17 protein-coding genes are annotated in these 17,866 nt (G+C 73.0%); 14 read left to right on the top strand and 3 right to left on the bottom strand.

Annotated elements, in window-relative coordinates; all coding sequences use genetic code 11:
- Positions 1-45 precede the first annotated feature (45 nt).
- The 12 genes from QSK30_RS28500 (at position 46) to QSK30_RS28445 (ending at position 13,353) form a co-directional block, all read left to right on the top strand.
- Entirely contained in the window at positions 46-552 is a 507-nt protein-coding gene (locus QSK30_RS28500) for a DinB family protein (protein WP_285507453.1), read from the top strand.
- A 175-nt stretch (positions 553-727) separates the two neighbouring features.
- The gene (gene ftsZ / locus QSK30_RS28495; RefSeq protein WP_285507451.1) at positions 728-2,104 is read left to right on the top strand and encodes a cell division protein FtsZ; all 1,377 of its coding nucleotides are present in this window, start codon (positions 728-730) and stop codon (positions 2,102-2,104) included.
- A gap of 107 nt (positions 2,105-2,211) precedes the next feature.
- A complete protein-coding gene (gene pgeF / locus QSK30_RS28490; protein ID WP_285507449.1) occupies positions 2,212-2,934 on the top strand; it encodes a peptidoglycan editing factor PgeF in 723 nt (240 codons plus the stop codon).
- Complete coding sequence (locus tag QSK30_RS28485) at positions 2,931-3,659, top strand: YggS family pyridoxal phosphate-dependent enzyme (protein ID WP_285507447.1); 729 nt, start codon at positions 2,931-2,933, stop codon at positions 3,657-3,659. The genes pgeF and QSK30_RS28485 overlap by 4 nt, the downstream gene beginning before the upstream one ends.
- Before the next feature lie 108 nt (positions 3,660-3,767).
- On the top strand, positions 3,768-4,406 hold the full coding sequence (locus tag QSK30_RS28480; protein WP_285507446.1) for a cell division protein SepF: 639 nt from the start codon (positions 3,768-3,770) through the stop codon (positions 4,404-4,406).
- Between the two features lie 28 nt (positions 4,407-4,434).
- Positions 4,435-4,710 (top strand): YggT family protein, encoded by a 276-nt coding sequence (locus tag QSK30_RS28475; RefSeq protein WP_026316595.1) that lies wholly within the window; start codon positions 4,435-4,437, stop codon positions 4,708-4,710.
- 47 nt (positions 4,711-4,757) lie between these two features.
- A complete protein-coding gene (gene wag31, locus QSK30_RS28470) occupies positions 4,758-5,579 on the top strand; it encodes a DivIVA-like cell division protein Wag31 (RefSeq protein ID WP_285507445.1) in 822 nt (273 codons plus the stop codon).
- A gap of 69 nt (positions 5,580-5,648) precedes the next feature.
- A complete protein-coding gene (locus QSK30_RS28465; protein ID WP_285507443.1) occupies positions 5,649-6,281 on the top strand; it encodes a hypothetical protein in 633 nt (210 codons plus the stop codon).
- Between the two features lie 59 nt (positions 6,282-6,340).
- Complete coding sequence (locus QSK30_RS28460) at positions 6,341-7,585, top strand: MFS transporter (RefSeq protein ID WP_285507442.1); 1,245 nt, start codon at positions 6,341-6,343, stop codon at positions 7,583-7,585.
- 17 nt (positions 7,586-7,602) lie between these two features.
- On the top strand, positions 7,603-8,244 hold the full coding sequence (locus QSK30_RS28455; protein WP_285507441.1) for a ceramidase domain-containing protein: 642 nt from the start codon (positions 7,603-7,605) through the stop codon (positions 8,242-8,244).
- A gap of 223 nt (positions 8,245-8,467) precedes the next feature.
- The gene (ileS, locus tag QSK30_RS28450; RefSeq protein ID WP_285507440.1) at positions 8,468-11,599 is read left to right on the top strand and encodes an isoleucine--tRNA ligase; all 3,132 of its coding nucleotides are present in this window, start codon (positions 8,468-8,470) and stop codon (positions 11,597-11,599) included.
- A gap of 116 nt (positions 11,600-11,715) precedes the next feature.
- Entirely contained in the window at positions 11,716-13,353 is a 1,638-nt protein-coding gene (locus QSK30_RS28445; RefSeq protein WP_285507438.1) for a penicillin-binding transpeptidase domain-containing protein, read from the top strand.
- Here QSK30_RS28445 and QSK30_RS28440 read toward each other — a convergent pair.
- The 3 genes from QSK30_RS28440 to QSK30_RS28430 all read right to left on the bottom strand — a co-directional run bounded on the left by QSK30_RS28440 (position 13,350) and on the right by QSK30_RS28430 (position 16,613).
- Positions 13,350-13,796: a class F sortase gene (locus QSK30_RS28440; protein WP_285507437.1), complete on the bottom strand. Its 447-nt coding sequence runs from the start codon at positions 13,794-13,796 to the stop codon at positions 13,350-13,352. The two genes, QSK30_RS28445 and QSK30_RS28440, sit on opposite strands and share 4 nt — an antisense overlap.
- 118 nt (positions 13,797-13,914) lie before the next feature.
- On the bottom strand, positions 13,915-14,736 hold the full coding sequence (locus QSK30_RS28435; protein ID WP_285507436.1) for a DUF4397 domain-containing protein: 822 nt from the start codon (positions 14,734-14,736) through the stop codon (positions 13,915-13,917).
- A 41-nt stretch (positions 14,737-14,777) separates the two neighbouring features.
- Positions 14,778-16,613, bottom strand: a complete 1,836-nt coding sequence (locus tag QSK30_RS28430) for a glycosyltransferase family protein (RefSeq protein WP_285507435.1) — start codon at positions 16,611-16,613, stop codon at positions 14,778-14,780.
- Positions 16,614-16,935: 322 nt separating this feature from the next.
- On the opposite strand from QSK30_RS28430, the gene QSK30_RS28425 reads away from it, so the two are divergent.
- Both QSK30_RS28425 and QSK30_RS28420 read left to right on the top strand, forming a co-directional pair.
- Complete coding sequence (locus tag QSK30_RS28425) at positions 16,936-17,508, top strand: TetR/AcrR family transcriptional regulator (protein ID WP_285507433.1); 573 nt, start codon at positions 16,936-16,938, stop codon at positions 17,506-17,508.
- On the top strand, positions 17,508-17,789 hold the full coding sequence (locus QSK30_RS28420) for a DUF167 domain-containing protein (RefSeq protein WP_285507431.1): 282 nt from the start codon (positions 17,508-17,510) through the stop codon (positions 17,787-17,789). Before QSK30_RS28425 ends, QSK30_RS28420 begins: the two co-directional genes overlap by 1 nt.
- Positions 17,790-17,866: the final 77 nt, after the last annotated feature.

The following is a 17,866-nucleotide window of genomic DNA, read 5'->3' as shown; positions in this document are numbered from 1 at the left end:
GATAATGCCTCGCGATCGTCGGTGCGGTGGGCCACACTCCGCGCCATGACCGACACCAGCACCCGGGTGGACCCGCCGTTCGACGGTGGCCAGCTCGAGCAGACCAGCGCGTTCCTCGACTTCCTGCGCGGCACCATCGCGCTCAAGTCGGCGGGCCTGTCCGAACAGGACGCCCACCGCCCGGTGCTGCCCTCGCCGCTGATGACGGTGGCGGGCCTGCTCTCGCACCTGCGCTGGGTCGAGGCGTACTGGTTCGACGTGGTGCTCGCGGGCAACCCCGACCGCGCGCCCTACAACGCCGAGCACCCCGACGGCGAGTTCGAGATCGCCGCCGAGCTGACCCTCGACCAGCTCTTGGCCGACTACGCCGAGCAGTGCGAGCGCAGCCGGGTGATCGCCGCGGGCCTGGGGCTCGACGACACGGTCGCCTTCCGCGGCGACAAGCGGCTCAACCTGCGCTGGGTGCTGCTGCACATGATCGAGGAGACCGGCAGGCACGCCGGGCACCTCGACGTGATCCGCGAGCTGCTGGACGGCACCACCGGCGAGTGAGCGCGGTCGGTGACCAACAACCGGCGCCCCGCACGGCGTGGCGGCTGGATCGCGGCCTGTCCTGTGCCTACCTTCCTTGCAGGTCCGGGGTTGACATAATTCTCACTCTCTGGTTGAGGTTGAGGGTTCTCCCGGATCGGGCACACGCAAGGACCACGAAAGGAAGGCGGCTTCGATGACGCCCCCGCACAACTACCTCGCCGTGATCAAGGTCGTCGGCATCGGTGGCGGCGGCGTGAACGCCGTCAACCGGATGATCGAGGTCGGCCTCAAGGGCGTCGAGTTCATCGCGGTGAACACCGACGCGCAGGCGCTGCTGATGTCCGACGCCGACGTCAAGCTCGACATCGGCCGCGAGCTGACCCGGGGTCTGGGCGCCGGCGCCAACCCGGAGGTCGGCCACCGCGCCGCCGAGGACCACCGCGAGGAGATCGAAGAGGTCATCAAGGGCGCCGACATGGTGTTCGTGACCGCGGGCGAGGGCGGCGGCACCGGCACCGGCGGCGCGCCGGTGGTGGCCTCGATCGCCCGCAAGCTCGGCGCGCTGACCATCGGCGTGGTGACCCGCCCGTTCTCCTTCGAGGGCAAGCGCCGCGCGAAGCAGGCCGAGGACGGCATCCAGGCGCTGCGCAACGAGTGCGACACGCTCATCGTGATCCCCAACGACCGGCTGCTGCAGCTCGGCGACGTCGGCGTGAGCCTGATGGACGCCTTCCGCTCGGCCGACGAGGTGCTGCTCTCCGGCGTGCAGGGCATCACCGACCTGATCACCACCCCCGGTCTGATCAACCTCGACTTCGCCGACGTCAAGAGCGTCATGTCCGGCGCGGGCAGCGCGCTGATGGGCATCGGCTCCGCGCGCGGTGAGGGCCGGGCGGTGCAGGCGGCCGAGAAGGCGATCAACTCGCCGCTGCTGGAGGCCTCGATGGACGGTGCGCACGGCGTGCTGCTGGCCATCGCGGGCGGCTCCGACCTCGGCCTGTTCGAGATCAACGAGTCCGCCTCGCTGGTGCAGGAGTCCGCGCACCCGGAGGCCAACATCATCTTCGGCACGGTCATCGACGACTCGCTCGGCGACGAGGTGCGGGTGACGGTGATCGCCGCCGGGTTCGACAGCGGCGGCCCGACGCACAAGAAGCTCGACCCCACCGGCTTCGGCTCCCGCGCGGCCACCGGCGCCACCGCGACCGGCGCCGCGGGCCAGGTCGGCGGGACCGGCACCCAGACCCAGCCGCCGGTGCAGGAGCAGCGCCAGGAGCAGGCCCCGCCGCAGCAGCGCGAGACGAGCTTCCCGCAGCAGAACTCCTACGGGCAGCAGCCGGACCAGTCGCAGCAGCAGGGCCAGCAGGCGCAGACGGGCTACCGCTCGAGCGGCTACCCGCCCGCGACCGCGCCGGTCCAGCAGACCCAGACCCACCAGCAGCCCGCGCACGCCGCCGCGCAGCCGCTGCCCAACGTGCGCGCCAGCCAGGGCAGCCTGCCCGGGCGCGCCGTCCCGGTGACCGAGGACCCCGACGACGAGGTCGACGTCCCCCCGTTCATGCGCAGGTAGTTCCCCGACCTGTGGCTCCCGCGAACCCCGGCGTTCCCCCGCCGGGGTTCGCTGTCGTGGTCTAGCAGCGGGCCCGCCGGGCTCGCCGGAGGGTGGAGGAGTTACGGGTGCGGATTCGCCGGGTGGTCACCACACGTGAGGGCGGCGCCTCGGAGCCGCCCTACGCCTCGTTCAACCTGGGCGACCACGTCGGGGACGCCCCCGCCGCGGTGGCCGCCAACCGCACCCGGCTGGCCGGTGAGCTGGGGCTCCCGGCCGACCGCCTGGTGTGGATGGAGCAGGTGCACGGCCGCACGGTCGGCGTGGTCGACGGACCGGTCGCGGGGCCGGTGGAGGCCACCGACGCGCTGGTGACCGCCGAGCCCGGGCTCGCGCTCGTGGTGCTGGTGGCCGACTGCGTGCCGGTGCTGCTGGCCGACCCGGAGGCCGGGGTGGTCGGTGCCGTGCACGCGGGCCGGGTCGGCGCGCGGGTGGGGGTGGTCCCCGCGGCCCTGGCGGCCATGGTCGAGGCGGGCGCCGACGTGCGCCGGGTCGAGGTGCTGCTGGGCCCGTCGGTGTGCGGCGACTGCTACGAGGTCCCGCAGGACATGCAGACCGACGTGGAGCGGCACCTGCCCGGCAGCGCGTGCCGGACCCGCAAGGGCACCCCGGGGATCGATCTGCGCGCGGGCCTGTGGCGCCAGCTCGCCGACGCCGGGGTGGCGCGGATCGGGCTCGACCCGCGGTGCACGAACGAGGAGCCCACGCTGTTCAGTCACCGCAGGGAGGGGACCACTGGGCGATTGGCCGCGGTCACCTGGGTGGAGCCGGAGCGGGGTCCGGTCTCGTGACCGACCGCGCCGCCGAGATCGCGGCCAACCTCGCCGACGTGCGCGCCCGGATCGCCGCCGCCTGCGCCTCGGCGGGTCGGTCGGTCGACGAGGTGCGGCTGCTGGCGGTCACCAAGACCTTCCCGGCCGAGGACGCCGCCGTGCTCACCGACCTCGGTGTGCTCGACCTCGCCGAGAACCGCGAGCAGGAGGCCGGGCCCAAGGCCGAGGCGGTGGCCGGGCTGCGCCCCGCGGTGGCGCCGCGCTGGCACATGGTCGGGCGGCTGCAGCGCAACAAGGCCCGCTCGGTCGTGCGCTGGGCCGCCGAGGTCCAGTCGGTCGACTCCGCCCGGCTGGCCGAGGCGCTGGGTCGCGCCACGGCGGCGGCGATCGCCGCGGGGGAGCGCGCCGGGGCGTTGGACGTGCTGCTGCAGGCCAGCGTCGACGGCGACCCGGCCCGCGGCGGCTGCCCGCTCGAGGACCTCCCGGCGCTCGCCGACGAGGTAATTCGTTCGGGTGATCTTCGCCTCCGCGGGATCATGGCCGTGGCGCCGCTGGGCATGGAACCCCGGGCGGCGTTCGATCGTTTGTCGGGTGCCGCGCGACGGGTCCGAGCTGGTCATCCGACGGCTGTGGAGCTCTCCTGCGGCATGAGTAACGATCTGGAAGTCGCCATCGACTACGGGTCGACGTGCGTGCGTGTCGGAACCGCCTTGCTCGGGAGCCGGAAGCTAGCCTCCCCATAGCAAAGAGAGGTTCCGGGTAGCAAGATCCCCGGGAGCGGGGGTTGGGACGTGCGCTGACGTGGTAGTCGACGCACGTTGGACCTTGCCGGGGAGTCGCGGAGGAACGCCATGAGTACGCTGCAGAAGCTGAAGGCCTACTTCGGGATGGTCCCGGCCGACGAGCTCGACGAGTACGAGGCCGACGACTACGACCGCCGCGGTTACGACCGCCGACCGGAGTACGCGGCCGACGACGAGTTCGACGACTACCCCGCGCGCAGGCGGTGGTTCGGCCAACGGGCCGAGCACGGCGGCGGCGGGGAGTTCGACGAGGACTACGAGCCCGCCGAGCGCAGGCCACGCCCGGCGTGGTCGGCACCGGCGGCGGGCCCCGACGCACAGACCCATGGAGCCCTCGCGATGGACCCCCGCCGTGACCCGGCGCCCCGGCACCGCCCGATCGACCAGCCGGTCAGCACCGGCTACCCGCTCGGTCGGGTGATCACGCTGCACCCGACCAGTTACAGCGAGGCGCGCACGATCGGCGAGCACTACCGGGACGGCCGCCCGGTGATCATGAATTTGACCGAGTTGGCCGACGCCGACGCCAAGCGGCTGGTCGACTTCGCCGCCGGGCTCGTCTTCGCCCTGCGCGGCTCGATGGACAAGGTCACGAACAAGGTGTTCTTGATCTCACCCCCCAACGCCGACCCCACCGCGGAGGACAAGCGGCGGTTGGCGGAGGGCGGGTACACCACCCGAAGCTAGGTGATGGCAGAGTTGAGCTGTGGAACCAGTGCTACTCGCCGTCTATTGGGTGTTGTTCGCCTTCTGGCTGTTGCTCACCGCGCGCGTCGTGGTGGAGCTCGTCCGCACGTTCGCCCGGGAGTGGCGTCCGGCGGGTGGGGTTGCGGTAACGCTGGAGACCATCTACACAGTGACCGATCCTCCGGTACGTCTTGTTCGTCGGCTCATCCCGACGATCCGGATCGGAGGCGTGGGCCTGGACCTATCGATTATGGTGCTGCTGTTGGTCGTATTCATTCTGATGCGACTGGCGTATCCCAGGTGACGGGGAAACCTGGGTGCCTGCAGCCCTGGAGTGCGTGAGGTGATCAGATGTCGTTGACCCCCGCTGACGTGCACAACGTCGCGTTCAGCAAGCCTCCCATTGGCAAGCGGGGCTACAACGAGGACGAGGTGGACGCGTTCCTCGACTTGGTCGAGGTGGAGCTCTCCCGCCTGATCGAGGAGAACAACGACCTGCGCGCGCAGGTCGAGCAGCTCGACGCGCAGCTCGAGTCGGCTCGCGCCGACCTCGACGACGCGCGCTCGGGTGCCGCTGTGGCACCCGCGCGCCAGGTCGAGGAGCCGCCGCGCCGCTTGCAGCCCGTTCCGCCGCCGAGCTCGTTGGAGCAGACCAGCCCCGGTGGCGGCGGTGATCACCACGTGCAGGCCGCCAAGGTCCTCGGGCTCGCCCAGGAGATGGCCGACCGGCTCACCGGTGAGGCCAAGGCCGAGGCGGACGGGATGCTCGCCGAGGCGCGGACCAAGTCCGAGCAGCTGCTGTCCGAGGCGCGCGCGAAGTCCGACACCATGGTCAACGAGGCCCGCACCCGGGCCGAGACCATGCTGAACGACGCGCGGACCCGGGCGGAGACGCTGGAGCGGCAGGCGCGCGAGAAGGCCACCACGCTGGAGCGCGACGCCCAGCGGCAGCACACCGAGATCATCGGCGCGGTGCAGGCGGAGCGCACCACGCTGGAGAAGAAGATCGACGAGCTGCGGACCTTCGAGCGTGAGTACCGCACCCGGCTCAAGACGTTCCTGGAGTCCAGCCTGCGCGAGCTCGGCGACCGCGGTTCCGCGGCGCCGACGACCGAGGGCCGGGCCGGGCAGCAGAGCGGCTACTCGTTCGGCCCCCGGGCCGAGGCGGGCTGACGGCTCACGGGGTCTCGGCGGGGCGGCTAGCGCCTCGCCGGGCCACCTGAGCCCGTCACGGGGCACCCGGTGCTGTTCATCGTCCTGTTGCTGGTGCTCGGCGCCCTCGGGCTGCTGGTCGCCGCGCTCACCACGGCCAACACGCTGTGGGCGTGGATCTCGGTCGCCGTCTCGCTGGTGGCCGCCGGGATCCTGGTCGTCGACTGGATCGGCAACCGCCGACGGGCACCGGCCGAGGCCGGTGCCACTGAGGTGGCCGAGCCGGTGGGTATCGCGAACACCGCTGGCTCTTCGGAGTCCTCGGTGGTGCTGCCGCCGGTCGACGAGTACCGGGCCGACGACTACGTCGAGGCTCGGCCGCCGGTACCGGTCGAGGTGCCCACGGCCCCCGCGCACGCGGAGGCCGAGGCGCCCATCGGGGTCGACGACCCCGACCGGGAGCCGCCCGAGGAGGCGACCGACGCCGCCGACCTGCTGGTGATCTCCGACCTGCGGGTGGACGTCCGGGTGCTCGACGAGCGTCCGCGTTACCACCTGCCCCGGTGCGCCTGGGTGGGCGGCAGGCCGACGATCACGCTGCCGGTCGCCGAGGCGCGCCAGTTGGGCTTCACGCCGTGCGCGTTCTGCGGTCCCGACGCGGTGTTGGCCGCGCGGCACCGCGAGGGTCGGGGCGCCCGGCAGCCGCGCCCGGAAACCACATGATCTTCAGCTGACGGCAGCGCGCGACCCGGGTGTCCCGTGATGTGGGCATGCTGGGAGCTGTGACAACCCGCACAGCCATCCCTGCCACGCCGAAGCTGGGGCCCGACTTCGCCCGGCTCTGGTCGGCCTCGGCCGTCACCAACCTGTGTGACGGCATCACCCTGGCCGCCGGGCCGCTGCTGGTCGCGAGCCTGACCGACGACCCGGCCGCCATCGGCGGTGCCGCGTTCGTCCAGCAGTTGCCGTGGCTGCTGTTCGCCATCCTCAGCGGCGTCCTGGTCGACCGGGTCGACCGGCGCAGGTTGATCATCACCGCCGACCTGCTGCGCGCCGTGGTGATCGGTGGCCCCGCGGTGGCCGTGGCGACCGGGAACGTGACGATCCCGCTGGTGTACACGGCGTTCTTCCTCATCGGCACGGCCGAGACGGTGGCCGACAGCGCGAGCAGCGCGCTGGTGCCCGCGATCGTCGCCCCGGACGCGCTGCCCAAGGCGAACGGCAGGCTCACCGCGGTCGTGGTGGTCGGGAACATGTTCGTCGCGCCGCCGGTCGGCGCGGCGCTGTTCGTGCTCGCCGCGGCGGTGCCGTTCGGCGTCAACGCGGGCCTGTTCGTCATCGGGGCGTTGCTGATGGCGACCGTGCGCTACCGGCCGCGGCCGCGCACCGAGCATGCCCGGGTGGCGATCCGCACCGAGATCGTCGAGGGCCTGCGCTGGGCGTGGTCGCACCGGCTGCTGCGGGCGATGGCGGTGTCGCTGTGCCTGATGAACATCGCGCTGATGGGCGCCTTGGCGGTCCTGGTGCTCTACGCGCGCGAGCAGCTCGGGCTGCCGGACGCGGCGTTCGGCCTGCTGATCGCCTCGACCGCGGTCGGCGGGCTGCTTGGCAGCGTGGTGGCGGCGCCGTTGCAGCGGCGGTTCGGCGACAGCCTGCTGGTCCGGATCGGGCTGCTCATCGAGACGGCCACCCACTTCGGCCTGGCGCTGACGCACAGCCCGTGGGTGGCGGGGACGATCTTCGCGGTATTCGGGCTGCACGGCGCGGTGTTCGGTGTGGTGCTGGTCTCGGCGCGGCAGCGTGCGGTGCCCGACCGGTTGCGCGGGCGGGTCGGCGGCGTCTACGCGTTGTTGATCAGCGGCGGCGCGGCGATCGGCTCGCTGGTCGGCGGGTTCGTCGCCCGCGGCTTCGGGGTCACCGCGCCGTTCTGGGCGGCCGGGGTGGCGATGGTCGTGCTGACCGCGTGCGTGTGGCGGACCTTCCGGCCCTCGATGTTCGCCGAGCCGACACCGGCCGTACACGACTGAGGGTCAGGGTGGGCGACATGCCGGTCGACGGGTACTGCGAGCGCACCGGGCCGGAGTTCTGGTCCGAGCCCGTCAACGCGCTGACCAACCTCGCCTTCCTGGTGGCGGCGTTCTTCGCCTACCGCTACGTCGTCCGGCGGGGCGCTCCGCGCTGCGTAGGCGCGCTCGTCGTGCTGCTCGTGGCGATCGGCCTGGGCAGCTTCGTCTTCCATACCGTCGCCACCCGGTGGGCGGCCGTGTTCGACACCGCACCGATCATCGCCTTCATGCTCACCTATGTGGTGATCTTTCCCCGGCTGTTCCTCGGGCTGCGGTGGCGGTGGGCGTGGCTGGGGGCGCCGCTGTTCGTGGCCTTCGCCGCGCTGACCGGTCTGGTGGTCCGCCTCGGTGGCGCCTACTTCCCGGCTCTGCTGGGCATGGTGGCGCTGGCGGTGATCACGGCGGTGCGCCGGGAGCGGCGGTACGCGCTGTGGTTCGCGGGGACCGCCGGGCTGTTCGCGGTGTCGCTGACCCTGCGCACGGTCGACAGCCGGGTGTGCGCGGCGTTCCCGCTGGGCACGCATTTCGCCTGGCACGTGCTCAACGCCGCGGTGCTCTACCTGCTGATCAGGGTCGCGGCGGACCGGGCGGCTGAGAACCGGTTTGCCACACCGGGTTAAACTCGTCGTACAGGCGCTGATCCGGCCATCACCGGGGAGCCTCCGGAGGAACAGGCGCGAGCCCCAGTAGAACCGGACGGGACCGGCCCGTCACAGCCGGCCGAGAGAGGTCACCGGAGTTCCGGTGGCAAGCGGGGTGGTACCGCGGCGCGCGGCGGCAACGGAAAGCCGTCGATCGTCGTCCCCGTGTGGGTCCGACCGATCCGTACGAGGAGTACCACCCATGGGCTACCCCAGGGCGTTCACCGGCGAGCCGACCGTGCCCGCCCAGCCGTCCTTCCCCCAGCTCGAGACCGCCGTCCTGGACCACTGGGCGGCCGACCGGACGTTCCAGGCCTCTGTGGACGCCCGGCCGGCGGGCGACAACGGCGCCAACGAGTACGTCTTCTACGACGGCCCGCCGTTCGCCAACGGCCTGCCGCACTACGGCCACCTGCTCACCGGCTACGTCAAGGACCTGGTGCCGCGCTACCAGACGATGCGCGGGCACCGGGTGGAGCGGCGGTTCGGCTGGGACACCCACGGCCTGCCCGCCGAGGTGGAGGCGGAGAAGCAGCTCGGGTTCTCGTCCAAGAGCGACATCGAGACCTTCGGGATCGAGAAGTTCAACGAGGTCTGCCGCACCTCGGTGCTGCGCTACGCCGACCAGTGGCGCGCCTACGTGACCCGGCAGGCCCGCTGGGTGGACTTCGACAACGACTACAAGACCCTCGACCTGGACTACATGGAGTCGGTCATGTGGGCCTTCAAGTCCTTGCACGACAAGGGCTTGGTCTACGAGGGCTTCCGGGTGCTCTGGTACTGCTGGCGGTGTGAGACGCCGCTGTCGAACACCGAGACCAAGATGGACGACACCTACCGCGACCGGCAGGACCCGGCCGTCACGGTGGGGCTGCCGCTGACCGCGCCGGGCACCGAGCTGGACGGTGTGCGGGCACTTGTGTGGACGACCACGCCGTGGACGCTGCCGTCCAACCTCGCCGCCGCCGTGCACCCGGACGTGGACTACGTGGTGGTCGAGTCCGGCGGCCAGCGCTACCTGCTCGCCGAGGCGCGGGTCGGCGCGTACGCCCGCGAGCTGGGCGAGGACGTGCCGGTTGTCGGGCGGTACAAGGGAAGCGACCTGATCGGCACCCGCTACACGCCGCCGTTCGACTTCTTCGTGGGGCGTACCAACGCCCACCAGGTGCTCGCCGCCGACTACGTCACCACCGAGGACGGCACCGGTGTCGTGCACATCGCGCCCGCCTTCGGTGAGGAGGACAAGGCCGTCACCGACGCCGCGGGCATCGAGGTCGTGGTCCCGGTCGACCCGCACGGCCGGTTCACCGCCGAGGTCCCGCCGTACGCGGGCACGCACGTCTTCGAGGCCAACAAGCAGATCATCCGCGACCTCAAGGACGCTGGCCTGCTGCTGCGGCACGAGACCTACGTGCACCCGTACCCGCACTGCTGGCGCTGCGACAACCCGCTGATCCAGCGGGCGGTGTCGTCCTGGTTCGTCGCGGTCAGCACGTTCAAGGACCGGATGGTCGAGCTGAACCAGCAGATCAACTGGGTGCCCGGGCACATCAAGGACGGCCAGTTCGGCAAGTGGCTGGAGAACGCGCGGGACTGGAACATCTCGCGCAACCGGTTCTGGGGCTCGCCGATCCCGGTGTGGGTCTCCGACGACCCGGACCACCCGCGGGTGGACGTCTACGGCTCGCTCGACGAGCTGGAGCGCGACTTCGGCGTGCGCCCGACCGACCTGCACCGGCCCTCGATCGACGAGCTCACCCGGCCCAACCCGGACGACCCGACCGGGGCCTCGACCATGCGCCGGGTGCCGGAGGTGCTGGACTGCTGGTTCGAGTCCGGCGCGATGTCCTTCGCCCAGGTGCACTACCCGTTCGAGAACCGCGAGTGGTTCGAGGACCACTACCCGGGCGACTTCATCGTCGAGTACAACGGCCAGACCCGCGGCTGGTTCTACACGATGCACGTGCTGGCGACCGCGCTGTTCGACCGGCCCGCGTTCCTCAACTGCGCCGCGCACGGGATCGTCTTGGGCGACGACGGGCAGAAGATGTCCAAGTCGCGCAAGAACTACCCGGACGTCAACGAGGTCTTCGACCGCGACGGCTCCGACGCCATGCGCTGGTTCCTGATGGCCAGCCCCATCCTGCGCGGTGGCGACCTGGTGGTCACCGAGCGCGGGATCCGCGACGCGGTGCGCCAGTCGGTGCTGCCGCTGTGGAACTCGTACTACTTCCTTGCCCTCTACGCCAACGCAGAGGGCAAGGAAGGCACGTGGCGCACGGATTCCACGCACGTGCTAGACCGGTACGTGCTGGCCAAGACCCGCCAGCTCGTGCAGTCGATGACCGGCGCGCTGGACTCCTACGACATCTCCGGGGCGTGTCAGACGGCGCGCGAGTACCTGGAGGTGCTGACCAACTGGTACGTCCGCCGCTCGCGGGACCGGTTCTGGGCGGGGGACACCGACGCGATCGACACCCTGCACACCGTGCTGGAGATCGTGGCCCGGCTGACCGCGCCGCTGCTGCCGCTGACGACCGAGGTGGTCTGGCGCGGGCTCACCGGCGGCCGCTCGGTGCACCTGGCCGACTGGCCGGACGTCGACTCGCTGCCCGCCGACGACGCGCTCGTCGCGGGCATGGACCGGGTGCGCCAGGTGTGCTCGGCGGCGCTCGCGCTGCGCAAGGCGAACAAGCTGCGGGTGCGGCTGCCGCTGGCGCGGCTGCTCGTCGCGGCTGAGGACTCGGCCGTGCTGGCGCCGTTCAGCGACCTGATCCGCGACGAGGTGAACGTCAAGGCGGTCGAGCTGACCACCGACGTCGCCGCGCACGGGCATTTCGAGCTGGCTGTCAACGCCCGCGCCTGCGGGCCGCGGCTGGGCGCGGACGTGCAGAAGGTGATCCGCTCGGTCAAGGCGGGCGAGTGGTCGACCACTGATTCCGGCGCGGTCGTGGCGGCGGGCATCGAGCTGCTCGACGGCGAGTACGAGCGGCGCCTGGTGGCCACCGACGCCGGTGCCACCGCGGAGCTGCCGGGCAGTTCCGGGCTGGTGGTCCTCGACACCGAGGTCACCCCGGAGCTGGCGGCCGAGGGCGTGGCCCGTGACCTGGTGCGGGTCGTGCAGCAGGCCCGGCGGGACGCCCGGCTCGACGTCTCCGACCGGGTGCTGATCACCGTCGACGCGCCCGCCGAGGTCGTCGAGGCGATCCAGGCGTACGAGGCCTTCCTGGCGGGGGAGACCCTGGCCGACGCGGTGGCCTACGGGGCGGCGAGCGCGTCCGAGGGCACCGTCGGCGACGGTCTGACCGTGCGGGTGGATGTGCGCAAGGCGTAACGGAGCTGTGTCGGGGCTGCGGCTTTCCGCGATCGGTCTGGTTGCGGGAAGCCGTTCCCTGGCATGGTGTTCGAAGCGCGATCGCCGCGCACTGGGGATGGTTCTGGGGGTAAGGCGTGTCCACAACACGCAAGCGCTGGATCTTGTCGTTGGGGGGCTTGGCCGTCGTCGTCTGCCTGGGGCTGGCGGTGTACGTGCTGCTGCCCGGCGACCCGCCGCGGCCTGCCGCGGCGACCGGCTCCACGGCCGTGACACCGACCCGCACCGCGGGCCAGGTGGGCACGGAGTTCGTCTCGGCGCTGTCCGCCCGCCGCTACCGGACGGCGGCCCAGCTGACCGACGACCCGGTGGCCGCCGAGGCCCAGCTGACCAAGGCGGACACCACGCTGCAGCCGAGTTCGCTGGTGGTGTCCGCGCCGCCCGCCACCGAGACCGCCACCGAGGCGACGCTGCAGCTCAAGTACGACTGGCAGTTGGCCTCCGGCGGGGTCTGGGAGTACGCGAGCGTGGTCACCCTGGTCAAGAAGGACACGCGGTGGCGGGTCAGGTGGGCACCGACCGCGGTGCACCCGAAGCTCGTCGAGGGCAGGCAGTTGGCCCTGCTCGCCCCGGTGCCGCGGGGTGCGGTGAACGCGGTGGTCGACCGGGACGGCAAACCCGTGCTGACCTGGCAGGCAGGCGGCCCGAAGGCGGTAGACCCGGCCTTCGCGCCGCTGCTGATGCCCGCGCTGCGCGGTAACGCCACCGGCGCCGCGCAGGACGAGGGGGCGGGAACGAACCGCGTCGCACTGGTGGACGCGGCGGGCAAGGAGGTGGAGAACCTGTTCGGGACCGTCGGTGCGCCGGTGTCGGTGGAGCCGAAGAAGTCGACGCTGAGCGTGCGCACGCAGGCAGCGGCCCAGGCGGCGGTCGACACCGTGTCCGCGCCCGCCTACCTGGTCGCCATCCAGCCCTCGACCGGCGGGATCTTGGCTGTCGCGCAGAACAGCGCGGCAGGCACGGCGCCCAAGGCGCTCAACGGGCTCTACCCGCCCGGGTCGACGTTCAAGGTCGTCACCGCCGCCGCTGTCCTGGGCGCGGGCACAGCGGGGGTCGACACCGTGCTGCCGTGCCCGGGTTCGCAGGTGATCGGCACCCGGACGATCCGCAACGCGGACTTCGAGCTGGGGCCGGTGCCGCTGCGCACGGCGTTCGCCAAGTCCTGCAACACGACCTTCGCCGCGTTGGCCGCCGGGCTGCCACTGGACGCACTGCCCAGGGCGGCCGCGCAGTTCGGGCTCGCGGCGGACTTCGAGATCCCCGGCCTGACCACCGAGACCGGCCGGGTGGACGCCGCGGCGGGGGTCCCGGCCCAGGTGGAGAACAGCATCGGACAGGGTACGGTGCAGGTGAGCCCGTTCGGGCTGGCGCTGATGGCCGCCACGGTGGCCAAGGGGTCGGCCGTGACCCCGGGGCTGTTCACCGACGTGCGCACGACGGTGAAGGTCGGGTACCAGGGGCCGTCCGGCGCGACCACCACCGCGCTGCGCACGATGATGCGCGAGGTGGTCACGGCGGGCCGCGGCGAGGCGCTGCGCCAGTACGGGGCGGTGGCGGGCAAGACCGGCACGGCGCAGTTCGGTGACGGCTCCACCGCGCACGGCTGGTTCGCGGGGTACCGCGGCGACGTGGCGTTCGCGGTGCTGGTGGAGGACGCGGGCGCGGCCGCGCCCGCGGTGGGGGTGACCGGGAAGTTCCTCGGCGCCCTGGGCTAACCGGGCAGCGCCGAGGCGAAGACGACCACATTGTCCCGATAGGACGATCGACGGCGGTCGAACGAACCGCCGCAGGTGATCAACCGGAGGGCCGCGCCGGGGACCGGGCCGTAGACGGCCCCGGTGGGGAAGGCGTCCTTCGGGTGGCGCTGGACGGTGTCGACGGCGAAGACCGCGTCGGCACCGTCCGAGCGCCGCACCACGATCCGGTCGCCGGGCCGCAGGTCGCCGAGCCGGAAGAACACCGCGGGCCCGGCCTTGGAGTCCACGTGCCCGGCCAGCACGGCCGGCCCGGGGTCGCCGGGCACCGGGCCGTCGGCGTACCACCCGGCGCGGGCGTAGTCCGCGGGTGGGAGCAGCTCGCCCGCCCCGCCCAGTCCGAGCGGGACCAGTTCGGACTCCTCGACGCCGATCGCCGCCACGCTGAGCCCGACCGGGCGCACGGTCGACACCGGGATCGGGCGCGGCCCCGCGAGGGTGGGCTGTTGTGCTTGCGGTGCAATGGTTTCCGGTGTCGTGCACGCGGTGAGGGCGCACACGAGCAACGTGAGGGGGATGCGGCTACGCAACTCGCCTGCCCAGTGCCCACGCGGCGAGCGCGGCCACCGGGAGCACGCCGAGCAGCCAGGTCGGGGAGTTGTCGGGCGCGGTGCCCCCGCCGCCGGTCTCCACGCCGAGCAGCGGCGTGGTCGCCGGGCCCGCGCTGTCGGTCAACGGCTTGGCGGTGAGCGCGCCGCCGGACTCGGTGACCAGCAGGGTCGTCGAGGTGCCCGGCCGGACGTCCACCTCGGCCACGCTGGCGGCCACGCTGTCGGCTGAGCCGCCGCGCAGGCGCAGCGGGTACCGGCCCTGGGCCAGTTGGGCGTAGGGCGTGGTCATGCCGTACGCGGCGCCGTCGGCCAGCGCGGGCCCCGTGCCGACCTCGGCGGTCACCTCGGCGGTCGCGCCCTGCACGACGCGCAGCCGCCCGGTGCCGGGGGCGGGCGCGGTCAGGTCGTCGATCACCAGGTCCCCGCGCAGCGCGCCGTCGGGGCCGGTGGCGAAGACCAGCAGCGAGTAGGCGGTGCCGCGGGCGATCTCCACGGTGGCGCTCAGCGCGGGCGGGGTCTCCGGTCCGGCGTCGGCGGGGCGCATCGCCACGGTGTAGGCGCCGGGCTTGAGCGCCGAGTACGGCGTCACCGCGCCGTAGCCCGCCTTGCGCACCACAACCTGTTCCGGGCCACCGAAAGCGGCCAGGTAGATGTCGACCGGCGGTGCCTTGGGGGAGAGGTGGCCGAGCCGGACCCAGCCCAGGTCGGCGCCGGGGGCGGGCTGGGCGGCGGCCGTGGGCGTCAGGGCGGCGAGCAGGGCCACCGCGGCGCCGAGGGGGTAGCGCAGGCGCATCCGGGTCCTTCCAGATCGGGAATGCTTGGTGGACAACGACTTCAGGGGGTGTCGAACGGGGTGAGCAGGCCCGCCGGTGAGCCTGCCGGGTAGCGCACGAGCACGCCGTCGGAGGTGCTGGTGACCGACTCCGGCCGGAAGACCCCGCGTTGGCCGGTGAAGAACAGCACGAGCTGCTCGGCTTGCTCGCCCGCCGCGGCCAGCAGCGCCTGCCTGCGCGGCTGGCCCGCCGCGTCCTCACCCGGCACCGCGGGCAGGGCCACGACGCGCACCGGGCGGGTCGAGCCGAGCGCGGAAAGCGTTGCCAGCAGCCGCGGGTCGGTGCGCCCCGCGCGCAGCGTGTCGAGCACCTCGCCGCCTGCGGCGATCCGCGCCGAGTCGGCGATCCGCTCCCCGGCCCGCGACCGGGCCCGCTGCTCGTCCATGGCGACGGTGCCCGCGCCCGCCGCGGCGGGCCGGTGGATCTCCACCAGGTCGGCGCCCGAGCCGAACACGGCCACGGTCTCCGCCGCGGCGGCGGCCGCGGCGAGCGCGGGCCTGCGCTCGAGGACGGGCCGCATCGCCGGGGTCACCAGCAACCACGACTGGGCCGAACAGGTGTCGGCGCAGTCGGCCGGTCGGGTGGTGGCCGCGACCGACCGGCCCGCGCGGATGAGCTCCACCCAGCTGATCCCGTCGGTCACCAGCGGTTCGGTGGGCAGGTTGGCGAGCAGCCAGAGCCGGGCCTGGGCCAGCGGTGCCGGGTCCGTGCGGGCGGCGACCGCCGCCCGGGCACCGGCGTACCAGGTCGGGACGGCCACGATGGCGATGACCAGGGCCGCCACCGCCACGGGCAGCCGCAGCGGCCGCGCCCAGGTGTGCCTGCCCGCTCGCGCGCGGTGACCCAGCGCGCGTTCCACCGTCCCGACCACCGCCAGCGCGGCGGGCGCCACGGCCAGCACGAGGGCTCCGGTACCCGGTCCGTTCGGGATCGCCGCCACCGCGGTCAGCGCCAGCACCCCGGCGGCCAGCGGCCGCAGCCGGAACGAGCCAAGCGCCGCGATCGCCGCGACCAGGCCGACCGCGCACAGGAACGGGTCCACCTCGAGCCAGTGCGCCGACGGCGGGCCCTCGGCGGCCAGCCGGATCCCGCTCAGCGCGGACGCCGCGCCCAGGCCGATACCCACGCCCAGGGTGAACAGGCAGGCGAGCATGAGCGACAGGCGCTTGCGCCGCCGCCGCCAGACCAACCAGGCCGCGGTCACCGCGAGCACCATGGTCAGCGGCGCGGTGATCACCGCGATCACCAGGCAGGTGACCGCCCACAGGTCCGGGGCGAGCCTGCGGTGCCTGCGCGGTGTCCACAGCAGGGCCAGCGCGCCCAGGGCCCAGGGCATCGCCACGTTCTCCGGCCGCACGCCCAGTTGCAGGCCCAGCGCCATCGGGGACACGGCGGTGATCGCGACCGCGGCGGCGGCCGTCGTGCGGGACAGGCCCATCCGCCGGGCGAGCACCCACAGCAGCACGGCTGTGCCGGCGGCCGCCAGGACCATCGGCTCGCGAACGGCGGCGAGCACGGCGGTGTGCCGCTCGTAGGCCTCGGTCGCCGCGGTGTAGGCGCCGACCTGCAGCCAGGCGAGCGGGGAGGCGACGGAGTCGACCAGGCCGCCCAGGGTGTCCACGGCGAACGCCTGGGCCACGTTGCGGCCCTCGCCCGCCTGGGCGGGGGCGTCGGCGGCGCCCAGGCGCAGCACGGCGGACCCACCCGCGAGGGCGGCCAGCGCGGCGACGGCGAGGATGTCGCGGTCGAGGGCCCTGGTGCGTGCCTCGGCCGCGGTGCGCCAGGAGCGCGCGGTCAACCGGTCCGAGGAGTCGGCGCTCCAGCGGTGTGAGGTCATGTGGCTGCCCGCTCGGCGGTCCCGGCCGGTGTGGTCGGGAGCGAGCCGGAACCTCCTTCGGTGGGCGATCCGGCGGAAGGTCGAACACCGCCGCGCGCTGCGGTCGACCCATGCTAGACCGGTGATCGAGCCATTGCGTAGTGCAACTTTCTGTGGCGAATGGCCAGGTCCTTACGGGTGATGCAGCAGTCCTGACTGGTCTGTTCGGGTGCATGCGCAGACCGTCCGGGTAGACCGGTCAAGGTCGACTCGGACTCGCCGCGGTGAGCGCTCTCCATACGACAGCGTATGGAAGTTCCATACGCTAGCGTATGGAACTGTGGTGGGGAGCAGGCGCGGCCGGGACGACTGGACGGCCATCGCGCTCGTGGCGCTGGCCGAGGGCGGTCTCGCCGCGGTGGCCGTGGAACCGCTGGCGGCCAGGGCGGGCGCCACGAAAGGCAGTCTCTACTGGCACTTCCCGACCCGGGACGCGCTCGTCGAGGCGACGCTGCTGCGCTGGGAGCGCGAGCACGCCGGGGCCGTGATCGAGTTCGCCGAGCGCGGGGCGGACCCGGGTGAGCGGTTGCGCCTGCTGTTCGAGGCCGTGTGGCGCCCGGAGTCGGCGCCGGAGGTCGAGCTCGCACTGCTCGCCTCGGCGGGGGAGCCGCTGGTGGCCGCCGTGCTGGCGCGGGTGGGCGAGCGGCGGGTCGACTACCTGGCGGCGCAGTACGGCCTGCTCGGGTTCACCCGCGCGCAGTCCAGGCGACGGGCGTTGACCGCTTACTCGATCTACCTTGGACAGGGGCAGCTGCACCGCGCGGCGCCCGAGCTGGTGCCCCGTTCCGCGGCCGCGCGGCGCGCGCACGTCGCCGACGTGTTGCGCGTGCTGCTGGTCGACCCGGTGGAGCACTGATGGCGTTCCGGTTCGCGGTGCGGGTCAAGCCCGGCGCGCGCCGGACCGCCGTGGGCGGGCGGTGGGGCGCGGGCGCGCTCGTGGTCGCCGTCGCCGCGCCCGCGGTGGAGGGCAAGGCCAACGAGGCGGTCCGGCGCGCGCTCGCCGAGGCGTTCGGTGTGCGCGGGCGGGACGTGCTGATCGTGGCCGGGGAACGCGGCCGGGACAAGGTGGTCGAGCTCGACCCGGAACCGCCGGGCGCACTGACCACATTGGACAGAATGCTGGCCGCGGCACCGTGACGGTGGTCCCATCCCGGTCGCGCCGGGGTTCCCGGTGCGACCGCGGTCCGCTCGGCAAGGGACAATGCTCGCTATCC

Source organism: Actinokineospora sp. NBRC 105648, from assembly GCF_030269645.1.
GTDB lineage: Bacteria > Actinomycetota > Actinomycetes > Mycobacteriales > Pseudonocardiaceae > Actinokineospora.
The sequence above is the reverse complement of the archived record's forward strand: the minus strand, read 5'-3'. Positions and strand labels throughout refer to the sequence as shown.

Coding starts and splice junctions, on each gene's coding strand:
- QSK30_RS28430 (WP_285507435.1), bottom strand. CDS start 16,613: ATGACCTCACACCGCTGGAGCGCCGACTCCTCGGACCGGTTGACCGCG.
- ileS (WP_285507440.1), top strand. CDS start 8,468: ATGGGCTACCCCAGGGCGTTCACCGGCGAGCCGACCGTGCCCGCCCAG.
- QSK30_RS28420 (WP_285507431.1), top strand. CDS start 17,508: ATGGCGTTCCGGTTCGCGGTGCGGGTCAAGCCCGGCGCGCGCCGGACC.
- ftsZ (WP_285507451.1), top strand. CDS start 728: ATGACGCCCCCGCACAACTACCTCGCCGTGATCAAGGTCGTCGGCATC.
- QSK30_RS28455 (WP_285507441.1), top strand. CDS start 7,603: ATGCCGGTCGACGGGTACTGCGAGCGCACCGGGCCGGAGTTCTGGTCC.
- QSK30_RS28435 (WP_285507436.1), bottom strand. CDS start 14,736: ATGCGCCTGCGCTACCCCCTCGGCGCCGCGGTGGCCCTGCTCGCCGCC.
- QSK30_RS28500 (WP_285507453.1), top strand. CDS start 46: ATGACCGACACCAGCACCCGGGTGGACCCGCCGTTCGACGGTGGCCAG.
- wag31 (WP_285507445.1), top strand. CDS start 4,758: ATGTCGTTGACCCCCGCTGACGTGCACAACGTCGCGTTCAGCAAGCCT.
- QSK30_RS28480 (WP_285507446.1), top strand. CDS start 3,768: ATGAGTACGCTGCAGAAGCTGAAGGCCTACTTCGGGATGGTCCCGGCC.